The following is a 19,737-nucleotide window of genomic DNA, read 5'->3' on the forward strand; positions in this document are numbered from 1 at the left end:
CCCTTACCTCCTGAACCAACGCTTGCGGTGCACGACGTGGAAGTTGAAGTAATCATGCCGTCCCTGGGTGCTGTTGGTGAGGTTGGACGACGATGACTTGCCCTTCCTGACCGGAGCACGGTAAGCCCGCGTGCCGTTGACGCGCATGGGGGCGCCGTTCTTCGCCGTGCCCTTGGTCGCGCGACTCCACCCGGTCCACATGCGTCCCGCGATCCGCGAGGCGTTGCGTGAAGCCTTGATCGAGCCACCGGCCATCTGACCGGCTCGCAGGGCGTTGCCCGCCTTCACCACGATTCTCGTGGCGTTGAAGACGGTGGTCGCCGCGCCCATCGTGAGCGCACCCGCCGCGTACATGGCGGCCTTGCCCCAGTTGCCCTGGACGGCGTTGCCCACCGCGGCGACACCGCTGGCGATCGCGCCGATCGGACCGGGCACCCACGACACGACCTCGGCGACCTTGGTGACGGCCTTCACGATGCGGCTGAACCACGAGTTGCCGTCGAGGTCCATCGCGTTGATCGGGTCGCCGACCACGTAGTCGTAGTCGTTCGCGCTGCCGCCGTCGACCGGGTCGACCGACAGGAACCGGCCGAGCAGCGGGCTGTACGGCCGTGCTCCCATCTGGACCAGCGACAACCCACCGGTGTGCTCGTAGGCCCGCTGGTGCTGGCCGAGCCACCCGTAGTCCATCGAGCCGGGCGAGTTGTCCGGCACGTTCTGCGGGTCGACGGTGCCGTCCGACTTCAGCGGCTGGCCGTACGGGTCGAACGTGCGCAGGTCGCCGGCCTGGCGGCCCGCCGCGTCCGTGGTCAGGACGAGGTCACCGCGCACCGACGGGTGGTCGAACGACGGCGTGAAGGCACCGTCCGAGCCGACCTTCGTCGTGTAGAGCACGCCACCGGGCAACGACAACGTGAGTGACGTGAGCCGGCCGTCCGCGTTGAGCGTCAGGTCGGGCGTGTCGCCGTCACCGGAGAAGCCGTAGCGGGTGACGGTGTTGTTGTCGCAGTTGAGCGGATCCCGGCGCACGATGCGGTTGGTCGCATCGCGGGTGTAGTTGACGTTCGCGTTCAGCGCGGCGTTGGGCCCGGTGGTCTGGGCCCCGATGCTGCGGTCCGAACCGTCCCAGCGCAGCTTGGTGGTGCTGCCGTCAGCCGACGTCCAGCCGGTCGTGTTGCCGCTCTCGTCGTAGGTGACACCCGACAGCGCGGTGGCACCTTCGGTCGCGAGCAGCCGGTCGGCGGCGTCGTAGCAGTACCGGGTCTCCGCCGTGCCGGACGCGGTCTGGTCGAGCAGGCGCATCCGGTTGGTGTTGAGACCGGCGTTCGCCCGCGTTCCGGTGGGACACGAGGCGGAGGCCTGCGAGGTGTAGTCGTAGGTGTAGTGGTGCCCTGCGACGTAGGCCTCGGTGAGCCTGCCGACTCCGTCGTAGAGGTAGTTGGACGCGTTGGGACGGGCGTCCACACCCCCGAGCGACTCGTCGATGATCGTGCCGGCCGCGGTGCGGCCGACACCGGCGACGATGCTCTTGCCGTCACTGGTCTTCCAGTCCAGCGAGAGCATCCTGGCGGCGTTGTCCCTGCCGATCGAGGCAAGCGAACTGCCGTTGCCGTAGGCGACCGTCGCCAGCTCGCCGGCGTTGTTGTAGGTCACCGACGCCAGGGCGGTGCCGTCCAGCTTCTGAGTCAGAACGCGACCGGCGTCGTCGTAGGTGAACGACACCGTGCGCGGACTGTCGGCGGCGCTCGGCGTCACCGTGGACGAGGTCACCCTGCCGACCAGGTCGTAGGCCGTGGTCGTGCGCATGCCGTTGACATCGGTGTACGCGACGACGCGGCCGAGCAGGTCGATCGTGGTGGTGATCGTGCCCTTCTCGTCGGAGACCGAGGAGGTCAGCGGATCACCGCCGACCGCGTAGTCGTTCCGCACGGTGCGCGCGGGCGCGTCAGCGCTGGCAGGCACCTTCTCCTCGAGCGGACGGTCACGTGCGTCATAGGTGGTGCACGTCCAGGCGCCACCCGTGCGTTCCGCGATCGTGCGGCCCGACGCGTCGTGCACCTGCTCCTCGGTCCGGGCCGGGCCGGACGCGGGAGCCGCGGACGTGCTGAGCTTGATCATGCCGCCCTGGTTGACGGCAGGACTTCCCTCGACACACGGATTGCTGCGCGCTTCGGTGTTTCCGTAGTAGGTGTACGTCGACTGCGCTCCGCTCGCCATGGTCTTGGCGGTCTTGCGCAGATACCCCGACCCTGGCGCCTCGTAGCTGACCGAGCCGGTGAGACGAAGCCCGGCGGGGTCGGCCTGGCCCGAGGTGGAGAGACCGTAGGCCGGGTCCAGCCCGTTCTCGCCGAACTTGGTCGCGCCGACCTTGTCGGACACACCGCTCGACTCTTTCGCGGTGGTCGACGTCTTCAACCCGTAGCGGGGCTGCAGGTAGGTGCCGGGGATGGGTTCGTAGACGCCGTCGGGGGCGCGGCGCCAGTTCAGGTGCAGCTGGCCGGGGCCCTGACCGTTGTAGTAGTCGATGCGGATGCGGTGGATGGAGCCGGCGACGGTGTTGTTGTAGTCGCCCTTGGCCGGCCTGGGGCCTCCGTCGGACCAGTGGTCGATGACCAGGACGTCATCGATCCACAACCGGGCGCCGTCGTCGACATGGGTCTCGAGGTTGTAGTTGCCCACGTTCGGGAACGTGATCTGACCGGTCAGCCGGATCGAGAAGCGACCGGCGGGAACGCCTGGCGCGGGCGAGGTGGTGTCGGTCCAGTCCGACCGCACCGTGCCGTCGGCGGTGCCCAAACCGGTCTGGTGGACCTTCGGCGAGCCCGTCATCGTCGCGTTGTCGTAGATCGCCGCCGACAACCCTTGCAAGCCCTCGTCGTAACCGTTGTGCCCGTGCGACATCGCGCAGGTCCCGTTGGGCAGCAGCCCGTTGAAACACGATGCGGGCGCGGGTCCGTACGAGTCGATCGCACGGTCCGCGTAGTCGTAGACGGTGGTGGACTTGCGGCCTGCCGGGTCCGTTGTGGACAGTGGCAGGTCCTTCGGGCTCCACTCCTGCGTCGTGGTCCGGCCGGCGGCGTCGGTCGAGGTGATGACGCGATCCGCGTCGTCGTAGGTGACCTTGCTGTAGAAACCGATCGCAGGCGTCAGCCCGGCGACGTCGGTGAAGGTCTGCCGGTTGGCCGGGTCGTAGCGGTAGGTGTGCGTGGGACGTTGCCCGCCGGCCTGTCCGTTGGCGGCAGGTGCCTGGATGTTGGTGGCGACCCGGCGAGGGCCGACCGTCCCGTAGTTGATCGCGGTGTAGGTCTCGGCGATGTTGCGAGCCGCCGGATCCTGCGCGACCCAGTCCACGACCTTGCCGTCACGCACCGACGCGAGGGTGCCGTCGGCGTTGAACCCGTAGTCGGTGAGGTCGTTGCCGGGGTTCTCGATGCGCGAGAACGCGCCGCTTCGGTACCACAGCAGGGTTTGCGTGCCGTCCCAGTACTGGATGCGGCACAACATCTGCGACGGCGGCAGCGCGTCGGAGCCCGGCGGCGGGGTGGCGCCGGCGTAGCAGTCGTCACCGGAGCGGTTGTAGAACAGCTTGTGCGACCGCTGCGACACCGGGTCGGTGATCTGCGTCAGGCGTGCCGGTGCCCCGGTCCACGTCATCGTGCTGGCCGCGGGCTTGGTGCTGTCGGCCGTCGAGGACTCGGAGGCGAGCGTGCCGTCGGCGTTGAAGCTGTAGACGTCGTCGCCCTCGTGCAGCGTGATCTTGCCGCCGGTGTCGAGGCCGAGGAAGCCGTCCTCGCCCGCGGGCGGCTTGTAGGTGCCGTTGCTGTTCTTGGTCCAGGTGTGCTTGGTGCCAGAGCCGTCGGTGAAGACGACGGTCTGGTCCTGCACCTGTGCCTTGGTGTAGCTGGCGCCGTCACCGGTCAGGTTGGCACCCAGCTGCCAACCGGTCGGCAACGCGGGCAAGTCCTGGCTGTACAGCCACGAAGCCGGGATGATCTGCGGCGGCACGGCCTTGTTGGAGGCCTCGTTGGTCTGCACGAACAGCTTCATCCGGCCGGGACCGGAGGAGTGGTACAGCTCGGCCTTGATCGGCACCCGCTGTCCGGCGGTCAGTGCGATCTCGGTGACCGGGCCGTTCTGGCTCGTCAGCGCGAAGTTGACGTCCGAGGCGTTCTTGTTGTTGTAGACCAACGTGTTGTTGACCCAGACCTTCGCACCGTTCGCATGCACACCACCGAAGTGATAGGTACCGGTCACCGGAACCTGGAAGAAACCCTCCCAGCGACCGACGAACCAGTCCTGCGCCAACGCCGGCGCGAACACCGACTCGGTACCCCAGTCAGAGTTCACCTGAGGCTCGTTGCGCACCAGCACCGGATTCGCATCCGGCGTCCCCGAACGGGTGGAGTCGTTGAAGTACGACGCACGAAGACCGTACGGCGCGCTGGCCTGCGAGTTGTAGCTGAACGTCAGCCCGGAGGAGCCGCCGACGGTGTTGAACGTCGGACCACCGTCCTCGATGTGCACGTTGCCGTTGGCGAGGTTCACCTTGACCGCACCGAGGGTGTCCTTCGGCGCGGGACCGCTGTCACCGATGCGCTGGTCGACCTTGAAGTGACCGGTCCAGTTCGGACGGGTCGTGGTCACGCCACCGGTCAGCGCGGTCAACACGGTCCACGTGTAGCTCGTGCCGTCGGTGAGCACACCGGGTGGCACGGTCCACGTGTTGTTCGTGATGCAGCCGGAGTCCACGACGATGCCGGACTCGGCGTCCGCACCGGTCGCGACCTTGAAGCAGTACAGCGTGCCGTCGCCGGACGGGTTGCTCACCGGGCTCACCGACAACGTCGGCGTCAGACCCGTCATCACCGCGCCGTCCGCCGGGCTCACCAGCGACGCCGCCGGGGGCGCCGTGCCGTGGTCGACGATCAGGTTGACCTGCATGTTCTTGTACGACCAGTCACTGGTCTCAGAACCCGTGAGCATGAACCAGGTGCTGTTGTCGCGCGCGTTGACCTTGCCCGCGATGAAGTCGGTCAGCGCCTTGGACTGGATCGAGCCCCGGTCACCGATCGGCCCGCCTGCCAGGAACTGGCCGACGCCGTTGATGTCCAAGGAGGTCGCGTGGTGCAGGTTCGAGTTCCACGACAACATCGAGCCGGTCTGCGCGTTGCGCCAGAAGTCATACCGCGCACCGACAACGTTCTTGCCGAACAACGGCGTGAAGTCGTGCCGGAAAGCGGTACGCCAAATCGTGTCCGCGCCACCAGCGCCGGACTTCGAGTTGCCCACCGCGATGCCACAGTTGGTGCACTTGTAGCCGTCGGACTTGTAGGCCCTCGACTCGTCATCGTTGTTGAACCCGTACGTGTAGGTCGGGTCCACGATGACGGGGTAGACGCGGGCCTTGTCGTTGAGCCACTTCGGGTCGACCGACACGGTCAGCAGCCACGTGCTGCCGTCCTGCTTGAGCGCGTAGGTACCGCCGGTCTGCGCGGGAGCCTTGTTGTCCTTCGCACTACCGGAGGAATCCCAGGTCACGATCGGCGGCAGCGAGGCCACGACCTTGCCCTTGGCGTCCTTGATCAGCACACCGTCGTCCAGCAGCGACGGGGTCAGCGACCCCGTGTCCATCCGGAACACCCAGCTGCTCGTCGACGTCGGCTTCTTGACGACGATCGATTCCTTGACGCTGCCCGGCTCGACCTCGTACTCGAGGTCGGTGTCCGGCAGCACGTCCACATAGGACGCCTTCGAGTCCTTGGTCTGCCTGCCGACCCGCTTCGCGCCCTCGAGCGCGACCGAGATCCGCTGGCCCGACTCCCCCAGGTTGATCGGCCCCATGGTCACCAGACCGCGGTCCTCCGCAGAGGCCGCGAACTCCGGCTTCAACTGGTGCAGACCGGTCTTGGCACGCTTGGAACCACGGTCTTCAGTCAGCCGGGTGTCCACCGGCTTCCAGGCACCCTTGTCGTCCTTCACACTGACCGGCACCTTCGACAGCACCGTCGTGCGCGTGCCGTCGGAGTTGACGTAGTCGACCGACTTCTCCGCCCGGCCGACCTCCTTCGACGACTTCGCATCGAACTTCGACGCCGCCTTACCGGCGTCGGCACCCATCAACGGCCGGAAATCACCCGCCGCCTTCGGCGAGTCGTGCTGGCGGCCCTCTTGCTGCGGGTTCGCCCACGACGACAGCTGACGCGGATCGTGGTACTCCGGCTCAGCCACCGCGACCGCAGGCACCGCCTGCACCACCGAAGCGACCAACGCCGCCACCAGCGCCGCGGCAACCTGCGATCTACCAGGTCTCTCAGACCATCTCTTCGGTCTGACAGCAGACAGACTCATCCACACTCCCGTGAACTGAAGGAACAACACACACCGGCACGACACCGACAGGGACATCCGTCATCGGCACGACGGCGCATCAAGCCGAAACGGCGTGCGCCAGGCGTGCTGGTGACGGAACAACCAAGAAAATCCGCGCAGGACTGCGCGGATCAGAATGTGAGCGGGTTACAGGAAGTTGCCGGTAACCGGCGAAGGACAACAGGACGCGCTGACGGCGTCTTGGCACACAGAACACACATGATCACTAGCCCCCAGAACACACCGAGCACGATCACCCCAGGTGATGGTCGCGCTACCCGGCGTACGCACCGGTACCGTAGCTAACGCCAACCACACACCACAGGCTCCGAACGGAGCAATCACACCATCCGTTCGTCAGTGTCAAGCCCACAAGTGAAAGATCCCACACGGCCCGGCGGCTCCTGGACCAAGAACGAAGATCGCCCGCCACACCTGAACAGTCAGGTCTGGCGGGCGATCCGCGTTGTTGGTCCAGGAGCCGCGCTAGGGCTTCAGGGCTTCACCTCGAACGGCACTTTTTCCTGCCCGAGCAAGGAAAGTCCGGCCGGCACCACAGCGGCAGCCAGAATGCCGCCTTCACCGGCGCCCATGCTCCGGTCGAGGGTGAAGCGGTACCGCACCTTCAGCGACTTGCCCTTCGGCAACGGCTGCTGGTTGGTGAACGTGGAGACGTAGTCCATGCCGGTGCCGACCGCGGGCTGCTTCAGGTCGACCCAGGTGCCACTGGCCGTGTCGAACCACTGCGCGGTGCCCCGGCTCATGTGCAACGGCCCAGGCGCACAGGTGCAGCGCGAGATGCCGAACACCACGCCGACCTCCGGATAGGCCACCGGCGTGTTGTTGCACAAGGTCACCTCGACCTCGACCGGCTTGCCCGGCGTCACCACCGACGGCGCGCCCGCGATGTCGATCTGGATGTCCTTGGCCGGCGCGCACGGCTCCTTCACAACCGGTTCCGGCGTCACGGGCTTCTCCACAACGGCACTGGATGACGCCGGCGACGAGGTGCTCGTCGAGATGGCGCCCGGCGCGGGTGCGACGGTCGAACAACCGACGATCGCAGCCAGACCGAACCCGAGCGCGGGCATGACGAATAAGGCTCGTTTGAACATGACTCAATTCCCCCAGAAGAAAGCAGATCCCCAGTTGCTTACCCTCAGGAGACGCCATGAGACAGAGCCGGTTGCCCGGCTCATTCAAGATCTTTTCGTGGCCGGGTAACGATGGTGTCACCCGCCTCCACAGTGGACACCGGGGTGGATCTTCAGAGCTGGGCCTCGTTCAGCAACCGTGCAGCCAGCGAGGCGTCCTGCGCGTTCAACTCGTTACCCTGATAGAAGATCACCAGGTCGTCCACCGACATGGCCGTGCGGCTGTGGCGCTGCGTGCCGCACAGGTAGGTCGTGGTGACGGTCGTGAACTGCTTGCCGTTGCGCGTGCTGACCTGCGGCACGGTCGTCCGAACCTCGGTGGCGTCGGCCCTGTCCTCGTTGCCCAACACGCATCGGCCGTGGTCGTTGACCGGCTCCGCCGGTGGTACGTCGCCCTGACTGATCGTGACGATCCTGCGTCCGTCCTTGCGGATCCAGCGACCTTGCTCGGGTGGCTGGTAGGCGTCCATGCCCTCGACGTAGGGCAGGCTGACCGTCCCCACCCGCAACCGGTCGCCCTCGCGACGGGCCGTGGTGTCGACGCCCCAGTCGTTGTAGGCGACCCCGCGCATGTGTCCCTCGCGGTACTCGTGGGCTTTCCTGTTGCCTGGGCTGTAGAACGGCTTGCCGCTGTTGTCGATGATGATCGTGCGCTTCTCGCCACCCACGAGCGCGTCCGCCTCGATGTACCACTCGATGCTGTCGTTCGGCAGAGACCACGTGATGTTGAGCGGCACCGACTCCTTCTGCGCCACGTTGATCACAAAGCCTTTGCCGAACCGGTTCTCGTCCTCGGGCCCCTTCGCCACACCGGTGTCGCCGCCGGTGAGATCGAACAGGAGCTCGATGGGCTCGGCGCCACCCCCAGGCGGGCACTCGAGCAGCGCACCGTCGGCCGCGGGCTGCCGTTTGGTGATCTTGGCGCGCATGTCGATCACCGTCACGCCGTCCGTCGCCTTGCCCTGCAACACCACTCGTGGTCCGAAGTTCCCGGCGGTGATGGCGCCGGCCGCCTTGGCGACCTTCCACAGGTCGTCGCAGTCCTTCGCGTCGCGGATGCCGGCAGAGAGCTCACCCGTGACAACCACGGAGTAGCTGCTGGGTCGTTCGTCGCTGGTGCTGATGTGGACGTCCAGCGGACTCTGCTCGGACTGCTGCTTCTTGAGGTAGTCGACGCCGAACGTGACCGCTGCGCCGATCAGCCCCGTGGCCAGGGTGATGCCGATCCAGGTGGTGACGCGCTTGAAGCGGGCCGGTTTGGGTGGCTGCTCCGCGCGCCTGCGGCGGAGGTGCGGGCGGATCATCGGGCGACGTGACATCGGGCCTCCCTCGTACGGGGGCCATCGCGGATCGCCGCTGGTCGGTTATCTGATTTCGGTCGGTGTCCCCCGACCGGCCTAAGCCTTGGTCAGCGCGGACAGGTGGTCCGCGTACTCGATGCGTTCGACCCAGTCCGCCGGCCACGCAGCCAGACCGTGTGCAGCGCCGACGAACGCTCCGGCCAGCGCGGCGATCGAATCGGAGTCGCCGCTGGTCCGAGCGGCCCGCACCAGGCTTCGCACCGGGTCGTCCGCGTGCCGGATCGCGCAGTACAGACCGGTCGCCAGCGCCTCCTCGGCGATCCAGCTCTCGCCGGTGGCAAGGCATGCGTCCAGACCGTCGTCAGGCAGGGCGAGAGCAGCCACCAACCGTTCGAGGATCGCGACGCAGTCATCCCAGCCTCGGGCGATGAAGTCAGCGGGCGTGGTCGCCCCCGGCATCTGCCACAGGGATCCCAGCCACTCCTCCAGGTAGATCGAGCGCCGTTCAGCGCAGCGAGCCAGCAGCGCGGCGGGCACGTCGGCCAGATCGACGCCGTCGACCAGGAGTCGCGTTGCGTAGGCGGTGAGCTCGGACGCGGCCAGCGCCGTGGGATGGCCGTGGGTCATCGCGGCCTGGAGTTGCGACACCCCGGCAAGCACGTCCAGGTCAAGCCCAGGCACCAAACCCACCGGAGTCACCCGCATGTTCGCGCCGCATCCCTTGGATCCCGAGATGGTCGCCTCCACCCACGGTGCGCCCTCCGCCAGTCCGCCACACGCGCGCAGACACGTCATCCCAGGCGCGCGGTTGTTCTCAGGACTGTGCGCCCAAGCCACGAACCGCTCCCGCAACCGCGGCTCAAGCACGTCAGCGGTGTACCGGTCGACGCCGTGCAGCGCCCACGCGACCGCAAGCGCCATCTGCGTGTCATCGGTGACCATGGCGGGATCACCCACCAGATCGTCCGGCCCGGCGGGACCGAACTCCCGATCGATCTCCGCGACGGTCAGAAACTCCGTCGGCCGACCGAGCGCGTCCCCGAAAGCCAACCCGTACAACGATCCCGCGATTCGGTCCACGGCCCAACCCTACTGTCGCCGGCCACGCCCGGTCCCGGGTTTCCGCCCGAGGGAAAGTACTTGCCCACTAGGAAAGCTTCCTGCTACTTTCCCATCAGGAAAGTACTAGCGGGGAGGGACACGATGACAGACGCCTTGCGACCCGACGATGCGGCTCAAGCACTTGCCGAGATCGATCAGCGCCGGGAACAAGTGATCGAACTGACGATCATCCCCTGGTGGTACTGGTGGGCCATCGCCGGACTGCAGGTCGGCCTGGTGGTGGCGGTCGACACGCGTCTGCCACTGGCGATCGGCCTCGGTACCGTTGGTTTCGTGATCGGTGTCCTGACTGCCACCGGTTGGGTCATGGCCGGTGCACTGCGGCGAGCCCAGCCGCGCGGCAACATGCTCAGCCCGGTAGGCGTCCTGGCGATCCTCGGCTTCGTGGCAGTGGTCCTGGCAGTCGCCCTGCCGACCGCGTTCGTACTGGACGCCAACGGAATCGCCCATCCGGCGATCTGGGGCGTACTCCTGGGTGGCGTCGTGATGGTCGTCGGCGGCCCAATGCTGAGCCGGTTGCTGCGGCGAATCATGGTGGCCAAGCGCCTGGGCGGCCTCCGATGATCAAGCCGCGGTTCGACGAGCTCATCCACGCGCCGACCAGGTTGTCCATCGTGGCGCTGCTCGCGGCCACCGAGTGGTCGGAGTTCAAGTTCATCCGGGACAGCATCGGCCTGTCGGACTCGGCACTGTCCAAACAGCTGACCACGCTGGAAGAAGCCGGATACATCGAAATCGGCAAGGGTTTCGTCGGCAAGCGGCCACGCACCTCGGCCCGGCTCAACAGCGTCGGACGTGCCGCGTTCGAACAGCACGTGGCCGCCCTGCAGGAGATCGTGGCCCGCGCCGGCACCTCGGTCCTGCCCAGCTGACGAACCTCCGGACGTGGCCGATGGTCCGGCATACTCGCCGGATGCCGGAGGATCTCTCGCTTGCCGACTACCAATTGGGCCTGCGGGCACGGTTTCTGGCCGCGCCAACGGTGCCGGCGCCCCCACCGTGGCGCCCAGCCGACTCCCACGTGGTCGCAATCGGCGGGCTGCTCGCAGTGGGATTCGCCACCGACAGCGGCCGCGACCTGCTGCTGGTGGCGTCAACCCGCGGACTCGGGCTGTTCGACACCGTCACCGGCGAGCGCCTGGCCCGCGACCGCGAGCAGGATTCGGGTTGGCCGGACGACAACGACCTGACGTGCCAAGGGATCGGCCCGATCGCGCACCGTCGCGTGCCGATGGCCGGGCTGGCCGGCGGCGGCCTGCACACCGGCACCGAGGGTTGGTCGGTGGACGTCGCCAGCCCGGACTGGCCGAACGAGCGGGTGCTGTTGTCCACCGGAAGTCCTTACCGCGGTGGGGAACACGGCGAGACCTGGTGGCACATCCTCCATTCGCGCTACTCGGAACTGCGTGCGGCTGGGTTCTCGCCGTCCGGGGTGACGCTCGTGGTGGCGACGAGCAGCGACATCACCCTGTGGACCAGGGCCTGACCGCCCGCGGGGCGTCGAGCCGTGCCCGCCTGCTCGACCAGGTCGCAGACGCCATCCCCTCACCCAAGCCGGGAGGCGCCCACCGGATCGCTGTGGACGGTGTGGACGGTGCCGGCAAGACGGTCTTCGCAGACGAACTCGCGCACGTGCTCAGAGAGCGTGGCCGCCAAGTCGTCCGCGCGTCGGTCGACGACTTCCACCAGTGCCGCGAAGGATCCGGCCGGCTCTTCCGGCGCGCGATCCACGACGTCCAAACCGACCTGCCGATCGACGACCCGCTGGAAGTGGTTCCCGCCGAGTCGATCCTGATCGTGGACGGAATCTTCCTGCACCGCGACGAACTCGTGCACAACTGGGATTTCTCGATCTTCCTCGCCGTCGACTTCGAGGTGTCCGTGGCGCGGATGGCCGTGCGCGACGGCGGGTCCGCCGATGTCGAGGACCGTCCTCGCGTGCGGATCTCGTGGTCGACAACAACGATGTGACAAACCCTGCTCTGGTCTGACCTGCAGCTGATAATACGTATTACATCCTTGTTTTTCGCCGCCAACACTGTTTACCGTCCTCCCCTGGGATCTCTTCGACGATGAAGGAGCAACCCATGGTCGTGAATCGCCGCCAACTGCTGATCGGCACTGCGGCTGCTGTGCTCGGGGCGAGCGCAGGGGAGGCCATGGCCGCACCTGCCGGATTTCCCGACTACCGATATCTGCGGCTGGCACTGGTGAAGAGCAAGCTCCGTTACAACCCGACGAACGAGCTGATCTTTCCGTGCATCCGCGGCACCGCCGGCAGGATCCCCAACGCCCTTGGTGCGTATTACCTCTATTACGCGCCACATGACGCGCCCGGCGGAATCTGCCTCGCGTACGCGAACTCCCTCGAGCAGGAGTTCATCGAGTATCCGAACAATCCGATCATCTCCCGGAACTGGCCCGGCCAGTACTCGGTCTCCCACGTCTCGTCGCCGCACGCCATGTGGAACACGGACGTCAACCGGATGTACCTCTACTTCCACGGCGAGAACACCACGACCCGACTGGCCAGTTCGGCGGACGGGATCAATTTCAGCTACGAGAAGACGGTGCTCACGGTCGGCCAACAGCCTTCAGGCACAACCGAAACGTCGTACGCCCGCGTGTTCCAGCACAACCTGCCGTCCCGCAACGCGCGCTACATCATGGTCTTTATGATCAACAACTCCAGCAACCACCGCGACATCGGCTGGGGCTGGTCGGCGAACGCACGGGACTGGACGTTCTCGCAGACCCCGCTCGTCCGGCACACCGACGTGGGCGCCTCCGACATCGGCGGACCGCATCTGTTGTTCCGCAACAACAGCGTGTACGTCGTCTACAACACGGACATCGGCAGCGGCGGCAACATCATGATCACCGAGGTCGGCGCCGACTTCTCGAAACGCGTCCACCTCGGCGTCTTCCACGACTCGTTGTCCGGGTCACCCGACAACGGCAGGACGGCAGCGCCTTCGTTCGGCACGTACCAAGGTCGCGAGTACATGATCTACGAAGCCGGTTCCCGGCTTACGGGGAACATCGCCATCGCACGCGCCATCTGACTAGCCGCGCAGGCGTTCGAGCCCGTCGAGAAGCAGGTCGAGGGTGAACTCGAACTCGATCTGACTGTCGCACCACCCGAGCGCGGGGTCGGTGCTGTCGTGGACCTCGGCTGCCACCATGGCGGTCAGGTGCGGGAGGGCCTCGGCCATCGCGGCCAGGTCCTCCTCCGCGGCATCGTCCTCCATGCTCCCGCCGGCCGACTCCGGACTGAAGATCTCCTGCGCGAACCCGAGCGGCATGCTGCCGAACGCGTGCAGCGCCCGGTGCGCGAGGTGGTAAGAGAACCCGGCACCGACGAGGGTGCCTACGATCCCGTCGTAGTAGCCGTACACGCTGGCCGGGATGGTCCGGCGCGAGCCCAGCAGCGCTGGAACCCACGGGTGGCGCAGCATGACCTGACGCGCCGCGAGGAACTGCTGCCGCAGCCGAGTTCGCCAGTCTTCGTCACCGCTGTTCGGGTCCAGGCTGCCGACCTCGGCGATCACGGTCTCGACGACGCCGTCGAGCAGGGCCTCTTTGTCGGGCAGGTGGTAGTAGAGCGACATGGCCTCGACGTTGAGATCACTGGCGAGGCGGCGCATCGTCAGCGCCTGAATCCCCTGCGCATCGACCAGGGCGATCGCCGCCGCCAGCACGCGCTCGCGGCTGAGCGGCTTCCGAGACGCCTTCGCTACCACCTGGCTCCCAACTCTTGCGCTCACCTTACATTGTATGGTCACCTTACGCCGTAAGAATCGTGGTCGGATTCGATCATCATCACGGGCCGGTACGGCCTCCAAGGGAGCCACCATGCACGCGCTGATCCGTACCGCACGCACGACCGGGCTGCTCTACCTCGGCCTCGCCATCACGGGCTTAGTCGGTTTCCTGCTGATCCGGTCGCAACTCTTCGCGGCCGGCGACCCCGGCACGACGCTGGCCAACCTGGTCGAGCACGAATCGCTCGCCCGCGCCGGCGTCGCCTTCGAACTGCTCATCGTCGTCACCCAGGCCCTCGCGGCCGTGTGGTTCTACCGCCTGTTCCGCACCGCGGACTCGCTCGCCGCCGGCGGCATCGCCGTGTTCGGCCTCGTCAACGCGGTCGCGATCCTCGTCAGCGCGGCGCTGCTGGCCACGGCGGTCCAGGTCGCGCTCGTCCCGGTCGGGGACGCGGCGGCCACCGTCCAACTGCTGTACCTGGTCAGCGGCGACATGTGGGGCGTGGGAGGGCTGTCCTTCGGCCTGTGGCTCATCCCCATGGGCCAGTGCGTGCTCCGCTCGGGCTGGATGCCGCGCGCCCTCGGCTGGATCCTCGTCGTCGGCGGCGTCGGCTACGTGCTCAGCACGTTCGTCAAATACCTCGCCCCCGGCGTACCGGTGGTCGCCGACGTTCTCGTCGTTCCCGCGACCATCGGCGAGTTCTGGATGATCGGCTACCTGCTCGTCCGCGGTGTCCGCCGCCAGGCACTGCACGATGCACCCTCGACCGCGCGCACTCCGGCACGTACTTCGCCGAGCAGTTGACCAGCCGCCACCGACGCGGCTCCCTGCCACTCGAAACGGCCGTCCACTCCAGTAGACATGTGGACCACAGTATCAGTTGGCGTCAAACCGACTAGACGCCGAGTGGACGGTTCAGTGGACGCGCATGGCGCGGTCGAGCGCCACCAGGTACCGCATCTCCTCGCGCATGGTCGACTGCGACGCCTTCAGCTCCGGCAGCAGGTCGGTGCCGACCGCGGCGTGCCGCTGCGGCGCACCGTCCACCGCCTCCCGCCGGGTGATCGCCAGCCAGTGCGCGACCGGGTGCGTCGAGCCACGAGCCTCGCGCAGCAGCTCCGGCGACGCCCAACTGTCGTGCAGGTAGAAGGCGCTGTCGCGGATCTCCACGACGCGGCGGTGCAGGCGTTCCCACGAACGCCCGAACGTCAGCAGGTCCTGCCAGCGCGACGGCGGCGGTTCCAGCGCCAGCGACTCGGTGGCGTCGCGCAGCCTGCGCCACAACCCGTAGAGCCGCACCCGGCGGTAGTAGAAGAGCGCGGCTTGCCGGACGGGTTCCATCGCGGCGATGCAACAGCCGAGCGGCACCAGGATGAACCGGACGGTGCCCAGCACGAACGCCGTGTCCAGCAACCACTGCGGGATGCCGGGGATCAGCCGCTGCCAGGTGCGGATCAGCATGAACGGAACCTGCGTCGAGTGGCCGACCGCGACCATCAGCAGGCCAGCGAACAGGGTCCGGCCGCGGATCTGCGGGAGGTGGCGGAACAGCAGGTAGGCGGCGAAACCGGCCGCGGTCACCATGTAGACCAGCGCGAGCAGTGAGTAGACGGTGAACGACGTGAAGCCCACCGGGGGCTTGAACCGCTGGGCGGCAGGCGTCAACGCGAACGTGAGCGACATGCCCGCCGCGACGGCGACCGCGGCGCCTACGCGGAACCTCCAGCTCCTGATCCCCACCAGGTACGCGACGAACTCCAGCACGGCGGCGGCGTTCAGGATCCCGGAGAGGCCCTGCACCAGGTTGTTGAACTGCGCGACACCGGTGATCTCGTTGACCCAGCGGCCGAACCACGACTGGATCGTGATCGACCCCATCGCGAAGACCGCGAGCACCAGCCACAACCTGCGCTGCCGGCGGTCGCGCAGCATCGCGGGCGTGCGCAGCACCAGCACGATCCAGACGACGGTCAGGATGACCGTCCGGGAGATCTCCTCGAACATCAGACCGCGCCGAACACCATGCTGGCCCGCCGTTCGACCTCGCCCATCGGCCCCGGTCGCTGCCCGACCATCCTGAGCACCCGCGACGCGAACATCTCCGCGACCTCCTCCTGCCTGGCGTCGAACCGGTTGCGGGCGGCGTTCTCCACCAGGTCCTCGAAGGTGAAGGTGCGCATGGTGTTGTGCCGCGCCAGCAAGTGGCAGAGCTCGTGCAGCACGACGTGGTCGCGGTGATAGCCCTGGACACCGGAGCGGTGCAGCACGTGGTCGCGTTCACCGTCGTCGTACCAGAGCCCGAACGGCAGAGCGGGCAGATCGATCGAGTGCAGCAGCAACGGGCGGCCGCGTTGCTCGGCCAGCCGGTCGCACAGGACGGACACGTCCCACGGATCAGGCAGCGGTGGCAGCAGTGCAATCAGCTCGTCGATCACGCCGTCCGATTGCCGCCAGCCCATGACACGCTCCAGTCGACCCGAATCCGGGCAGCGCCGAGTCACTTCCAGCCCCCAGGTTAGCGATCTTTACTTGTCTCGGGTGACGATCTCGATGGCCTGTTTGATGGCAGCCACCTGCCTGGCGTCGAGCGTCGCGAACCGCGCGGCGAGCGCCTGCACCGTCTCGTTCTCGTTCTCGTCCTCGTCGCGCGGCGGGTGGAACGCGGTGAGCGGCTTGCCGAAGAACTTGGCCAGCAACGCTCTCGTGCGGTCGGTCAGGTTGTCGGCCTCGCCGGAGAGGATGTTGTGGATGTGGCCGTGTGAGATCGTCTGCCCATCGCACACCGCCTTGATGTCCGCGGAGATGCGCCGGACACCCGGCACGTTGCCGCCGTACTTCTCTTCGAGGAGACGCCGGATCGTGGCGGCCAGCCACTCACCCATCTCACACCCCCGTCCATCAACCATCCACTGTACTGGACACCATGACCCGAACACTGCTCGCAGTTCACGCCCATCCCGACGACGAGTCGACGTCCACCGGCGGCATCCTCGCCCACTACGCCTCGCTCGGCACCCGAATCGTGCTCGTGACCTGCACGAACGGCGAGCTCGGCGATGCACCGGACGGCGCCAAGCCGTTCACACCGGCACATGACCCCGCACGGGTCGCATCGCACCGGCTCGGCGAGTTGCAGGCGGCGTGCCGCGTCCTCGGCGTGACCGACGTCGAACTGCTCGGGTACCACGACTCGGGCATCGCGGCGTGGGAGAAGCCTCCCGGCGCCTTCGTGGACGTGCCGGTGTCCGCGGCCGCCGACCAGGTGGCGAGGCTGATCGAGCACTACGAGCCGCAGGTCGTGGTGACCTACGACGCCGAGAACACGGCGCAGCACCGTGACCACCTGCACGCCGCACGAGTCGCTTCGGCGGCGTTCGACCTGTCCGGAGTGGCGGCCAAGCTCTATTTCAAGGCACACGGCCGTGCGTACTGGGAGCGCCTGATCCGGGTGGCTGCCTCGGTCGGAATCCACCGCGACATGCCCACCGGACTCGATGACGTCGACCGGCGCATCACCACGACCATCGACACCCGCACGGTCGTAGACCGGAAGCGCGCCGCGCTGCACTGCCACGCCTCGCAGCTCGACTCGTCGATCGCGGGCCGGCTGCCACCGGCCGAGTTCGCCGAGGTCTTCGGCGTCGAGGACTACATCCGGGCACGGGACACCACGGGATCACCTGTCCCGGAAACCGACCTCTTCGCCGGGCTCGGGTCGCACGGGTGAGGCGTTGAACGATGTGGGTGTCCAGGCCCTAGAGACCAAGACGCTGCTGCTCGGCCTGCACCACGCGCTGCTCCACCGACACCGCTGAGTCCAGCGCGCTCGCGTGCGAGTGCTTCGTGTCGCTTTCGCGCGCGTAGTGGTCGAACAGCAGGGTCTTGTGGTCGCGGATCTCCTGCACCCGCGCGTCCACGCTGTCCTTGACCAGCAACCGGTGCACGTGGACCTTGCGAACCTGGCCCATCCGGTGACAACGGGCGATCGCCTGGTCCTCCGTGCTCGGCTTCCACTGCGGCTCGGCGATGATCACCACCGATGCGGCCTGGATGTTGAGGCCCACGCCTCCCGCCTCGATCTGGGCCACCAGCACCGCGTGGTCCTCGCACGCCGTGAACGCGTCCACCATTTGCTGACGGCCCTGCGCCGACGTCGCGCCGGTCAAGGGACCGAAGACTTCGACGTGGTCCGCGACCGCGTCCAGCACGTCGTGGAAGTACGAGAACACCACGACCTTCCAGCCGTTGTCCCGCGACTCCTCGATGATCTCCAGCAGCCGCTCCAGCTTCGCCGAGCCGCGGGGCGTCCCCGGCGCGTAGGCGGCGCGCCGCATCGCCATCAGGTTCCCCGCGCGCACCGCGTCCCGGTACGCACCTCGGTCCTGCTTGCCGAACTCGACCCAGTCCTCCATCTCCAGCAGCTCCGGCAACTCCCCCAGCACGTCCTCCTGGTTGCGCCGGAGGTACACCGGTGCGACAACGCGACGGAAAGCCTTCGCTCCCACCACGGCGTCGGTGGCGCCCGTGCGTGCCGCGACGCTCGGCTGGAGATAGGCCACCAGGTTGCGGAACTCCTCGACGCGGTTCTCCATCGGCGTGCCGGTGAGCAGCACCGCCCGCTCCGCACGCTGCACGATAGTGTTGACCGCCTGCGAGCGCTGCGTGTCAGGGTTCTTCACGTAGTGCGCCTCGTCGACCACGACCAGCGCCGGGCGAAACCTCTTCGGCAGCACCAGTTTCGGCAACGTGCCGAACGTCGTCACGCCGACGCCCCCTTGCGCCAACCACGTGCCGACCGCGCCGTCACGACCCGCGCCGTGCATTCGGTGCGGCACGAGGTCGCTGTGCCTGGCGATCTCGTTGACCCAGTTGACGACGACGCTCGCCGGACACACAACCAGGAACCCACGCCGCCCACCGGCGGCGAGGCTGGCCATCACCGCGATGGCCTCGATCGTCTTGCCCAGCCCCATCTCGTCGCCGATGATGACGCGTTTGCGAGCCAGCGCGAACTTGGCGCCGAACACCTGATAGCCGCGCAGCGACACCTTCAGCAGGCTGGTGTCCAGTGTGGTCGCGTCGACCTCGTGCTCGATGTCGGCCGGGACGAAACCCTTGGCGGCACTGCGATCCGGAATCGCGTCCGCACCAGCGAGGTCCGCGAGCAGCGTGTTGTAAGCGGCCGCGTCGAGCTCGTAGTCGCGCCACAGCGCACGATGATCCAGATCCGGCACGCGCAACTGCGCGCCCACCGCCCGCAACGCCGCCACGTCACGACTGGCCAGCAGGGCCTCGAGCCGGTCAAGCGAATCGATGGCCGCCTGCCGGTTCTTCCGCAACGAGAAGAACATCCGCACCCGGCTCCAGGCACGAGAAGCGGCGCGCACATCAGCGTCGACCCTGCCCAGCACGTCCCCGAGCGGCTCGCGCAGCGGACCGACGAGCTGATTCGCCCTGCGCAGCTTGGACATCAGCTGCAGCAGCTCGGTCTGCGCGCGGTCAGCGCGGTCGGGGTTCAGCCGGACAGTCGTGTCACGCGCGACGCCGTCAACGACAGCGCGGGCGACACGCACGATCTGCTCAGCGGACTGCCTGCCGACTCCGGGCACGCCGTCGAGCTGTTCCGGGCGCGCCTTGATGATGTCGGCGACGGTCCGGTACCCGGCGGCCTTCAGCTTGCTCAGCCGCAAGTTCGCCTTCGTGTCCCGGAGCTTGTCCACCGGCATGGCCCGAAGCTGTTCGGCCACCAGCGAATCCCGGACCGCCTGGTACTGCGCGGCGGCGAGCGCGAGCAACCGATCCGGTTCCGCGCGCACCCCAGCTGCTTCGGCGCGGAACGCCTTCGCGGCGGCCAGCACCGCGCGAGCATGCCTACCGACCTTCGACGAGTCGTCCACCCGTGTCCTTCCGTCAGGCGGTCCGAGACTACCTAAACCAGACCTGACTTCCAGCGGCGCGGCCACACCGTGATCGGGCCGCCGCCGGTCCACCCGCAGACCTCACGGACGGTGAAGACACGAACAGAT

At 67.4% G+C, this 19,737-nt stretch carries 16 protein-coding genes; 7 read left to right on the top strand and 9 right to left on the bottom strand.

What is annotated here, in order from left to right:
• Positions 1 to 3 precede the first annotated feature (3 nt).
• From ACIA8G_RS21260 to ACIA8G_RS21275, 4 genes are all read right to left on the bottom strand, one after another.
• On the bottom strand, positions 4 to 6,276 hold the full coding sequence (locus ACIA8G_RS21260; protein ID WP_396420333.1) for a PA14 domain-containing protein: 6,273 nt from the start codon (positions 6,274 to 6,276) through the stop codon (positions 4 to 6).
• Positions 6,277 to 6,863: 587 nt separating this feature from the next.
• On the bottom strand, positions 6,864 to 7,484 hold the full coding sequence (locus tag ACIA8G_RS21265; RefSeq protein ID WP_396420334.1) for a hypothetical protein: 621 nt from the start codon (positions 7,482 to 7,484) through the stop codon (positions 6,864 to 6,866).
• Positions 7,485 to 7,636: 152 nt separating this feature from the next.
• Positions 7,637 to 8,842, bottom strand: coding sequence for a hypothetical protein (locus tag ACIA8G_RS21270; protein WP_396420335.1), 1,206 nt, complete (start codon positions 8,840 to 8,842; stop codon positions 7,637 to 7,639).
• Between the two features lie 78 nt (positions 8,843 to 8,920).
• Positions 8,921 to 9,904, bottom strand: coding sequence for an ADP-ribosylglycohydrolase family protein (locus tag ACIA8G_RS21275; RefSeq protein WP_396420336.1), 984 nt, complete (start codon positions 9,902 to 9,904; stop codon positions 8,921 to 8,923).
• A gap of 123 nt (positions 9,905 to 10,027) precedes the next feature.
• Here ACIA8G_RS21275 and ACIA8G_RS21280 point away from each other — a divergent pair, with 123 nt between their 5' ends.
• From ACIA8G_RS21280 to ACIA8G_RS21300, 5 genes are all read left to right on the top strand, one after another.
• The gene (locus ACIA8G_RS21280) at positions 10,028 to 10,510 is read left to right on the top strand and encodes a hypothetical protein (RefSeq protein WP_396420337.1); all 483 of its coding nucleotides are present in this window, start codon (positions 10,028 to 10,030) and stop codon (positions 10,508 to 10,510) included.
• Positions 10,507 to 10,818 (top strand): winged helix-turn-helix domain-containing protein, encoded by a 312-nt coding sequence (locus ACIA8G_RS21285; protein ID WP_396420339.1) that lies wholly within the window; start codon positions 10,507 to 10,509, stop codon positions 10,816 to 10,818. The genes ACIA8G_RS21280 and ACIA8G_RS21285 overlap by 4 nt, the downstream gene beginning before the upstream one ends.
• A 41-nt stretch (positions 10,819 to 10,859) precedes the next feature.
• A complete protein-coding gene (locus ACIA8G_RS21290; RefSeq protein WP_396420340.1) occupies positions 10,860 to 11,432 on the top strand; it encodes a hypothetical protein in 573 nt (190 codons plus the stop codon).
• On the top strand, positions 11,417 to 11,917 hold the full coding sequence (locus ACIA8G_RS21295) for a hypothetical protein (RefSeq protein WP_396420341.1): 501 nt from the start codon (positions 11,417 to 11,419) through the stop codon (positions 11,915 to 11,917). Before ACIA8G_RS21290 ends, ACIA8G_RS21295 begins: the two co-directional genes overlap by 16 nt.
• Before the next feature lie 116 nt (positions 11,918 to 12,033).
• The gene (locus ACIA8G_RS21300; protein ID WP_396420342.1) at positions 12,034 to 13,011 is read left to right on the top strand and encodes a hypothetical protein; all 978 of its coding nucleotides are present in this window, start codon (positions 12,034 to 12,036) and stop codon (positions 13,009 to 13,011) included.
• Here the strand turns inward: ACIA8G_RS21300 and ACIA8G_RS21305 are convergent, their stop codons facing one another.
• On the bottom strand, positions 13,012 to 13,713 hold the full coding sequence (locus ACIA8G_RS21305) for a TetR/AcrR family transcriptional regulator C-terminal domain-containing protein (protein ID WP_396420343.1): 702 nt from the start codon (positions 13,711 to 13,713) through the stop codon (positions 13,012 to 13,014).
• 88 nt (positions 13,714 to 13,801) lie between these two features.
• Between ACIA8G_RS21305 and ACIA8G_RS21310 the strand changes: the two genes are divergently transcribed.
• A complete protein-coding gene (locus tag ACIA8G_RS21310) occupies positions 13,802 to 14,515 on the top strand; it encodes a DUF4386 domain-containing protein (RefSeq protein ID WP_396420344.1) in 714 nt (237 codons plus the stop codon).
• A 111-nt stretch (positions 14,516 to 14,626) separates the two neighbouring features.
• Here the strand turns inward: ACIA8G_RS21310 and ACIA8G_RS21315 are convergent, their stop codons facing one another.
• From ACIA8G_RS21315 to ACIA8G_RS21325, 3 genes are all read right to left on the bottom strand, one after another.
• The gene (locus ACIA8G_RS21315; RefSeq protein ID WP_396420345.1) at positions 14,627 to 15,715 is read right to left on the bottom strand and encodes a DUF6545 domain-containing protein; all 1,089 of its coding nucleotides are present in this window, start codon (positions 15,713 to 15,715) and stop codon (positions 14,627 to 14,629) included.
• A complete protein-coding gene (locus ACIA8G_RS21320) occupies positions 15,715 to 16,170 on the bottom strand; it encodes a hypothetical protein (protein ID WP_396420346.1) in 456 nt (151 codons plus the stop codon). The genes ACIA8G_RS21315 and ACIA8G_RS21320 overlap by 1 nt, the downstream gene beginning before the upstream one ends.
• Before the next feature lie 66 nt (positions 16,171 to 16,236).
• Entirely contained in the window at positions 16,237 to 16,593 is a 357-nt protein-coding gene (locus ACIA8G_RS21325; protein WP_396420347.1) for a hypothetical protein, read from the bottom strand.
• Positions 16,594 to 16,634: 41 nt separating this feature from the next.
• Between ACIA8G_RS21325 and ACIA8G_RS21330 the strand changes: the two genes are divergently transcribed.
• Positions 16,635 to 17,438, top strand: coding sequence for a PIG-L family deacetylase (locus ACIA8G_RS21330; protein WP_396420348.1), 804 nt, complete (start codon positions 16,635 to 16,637; stop codon positions 17,436 to 17,438).
• Positions 17,439 to 17,466: 28 nt separating this feature from the next.
• Here the strand turns inward: ACIA8G_RS21330 and ACIA8G_RS21335 are convergent, their stop codons facing one another.
• A complete protein-coding gene (locus ACIA8G_RS21335) occupies positions 17,467 to 19,608 on the bottom strand; it encodes a DEAD/DEAH box helicase (RefSeq protein ID WP_396420350.1) in 2,142 nt (713 codons plus the stop codon).
• Positions 19,609 to 19,737 lie beyond the last annotated feature (129 nt).

This window comes from Lentzea sp. NPDC051213 (genome assembly GCF_044455585.1).
Lineage (GTDB): Bacteria > Actinomycetota > Actinomycetes > Mycobacteriales > Pseudonocardiaceae > Lentzea.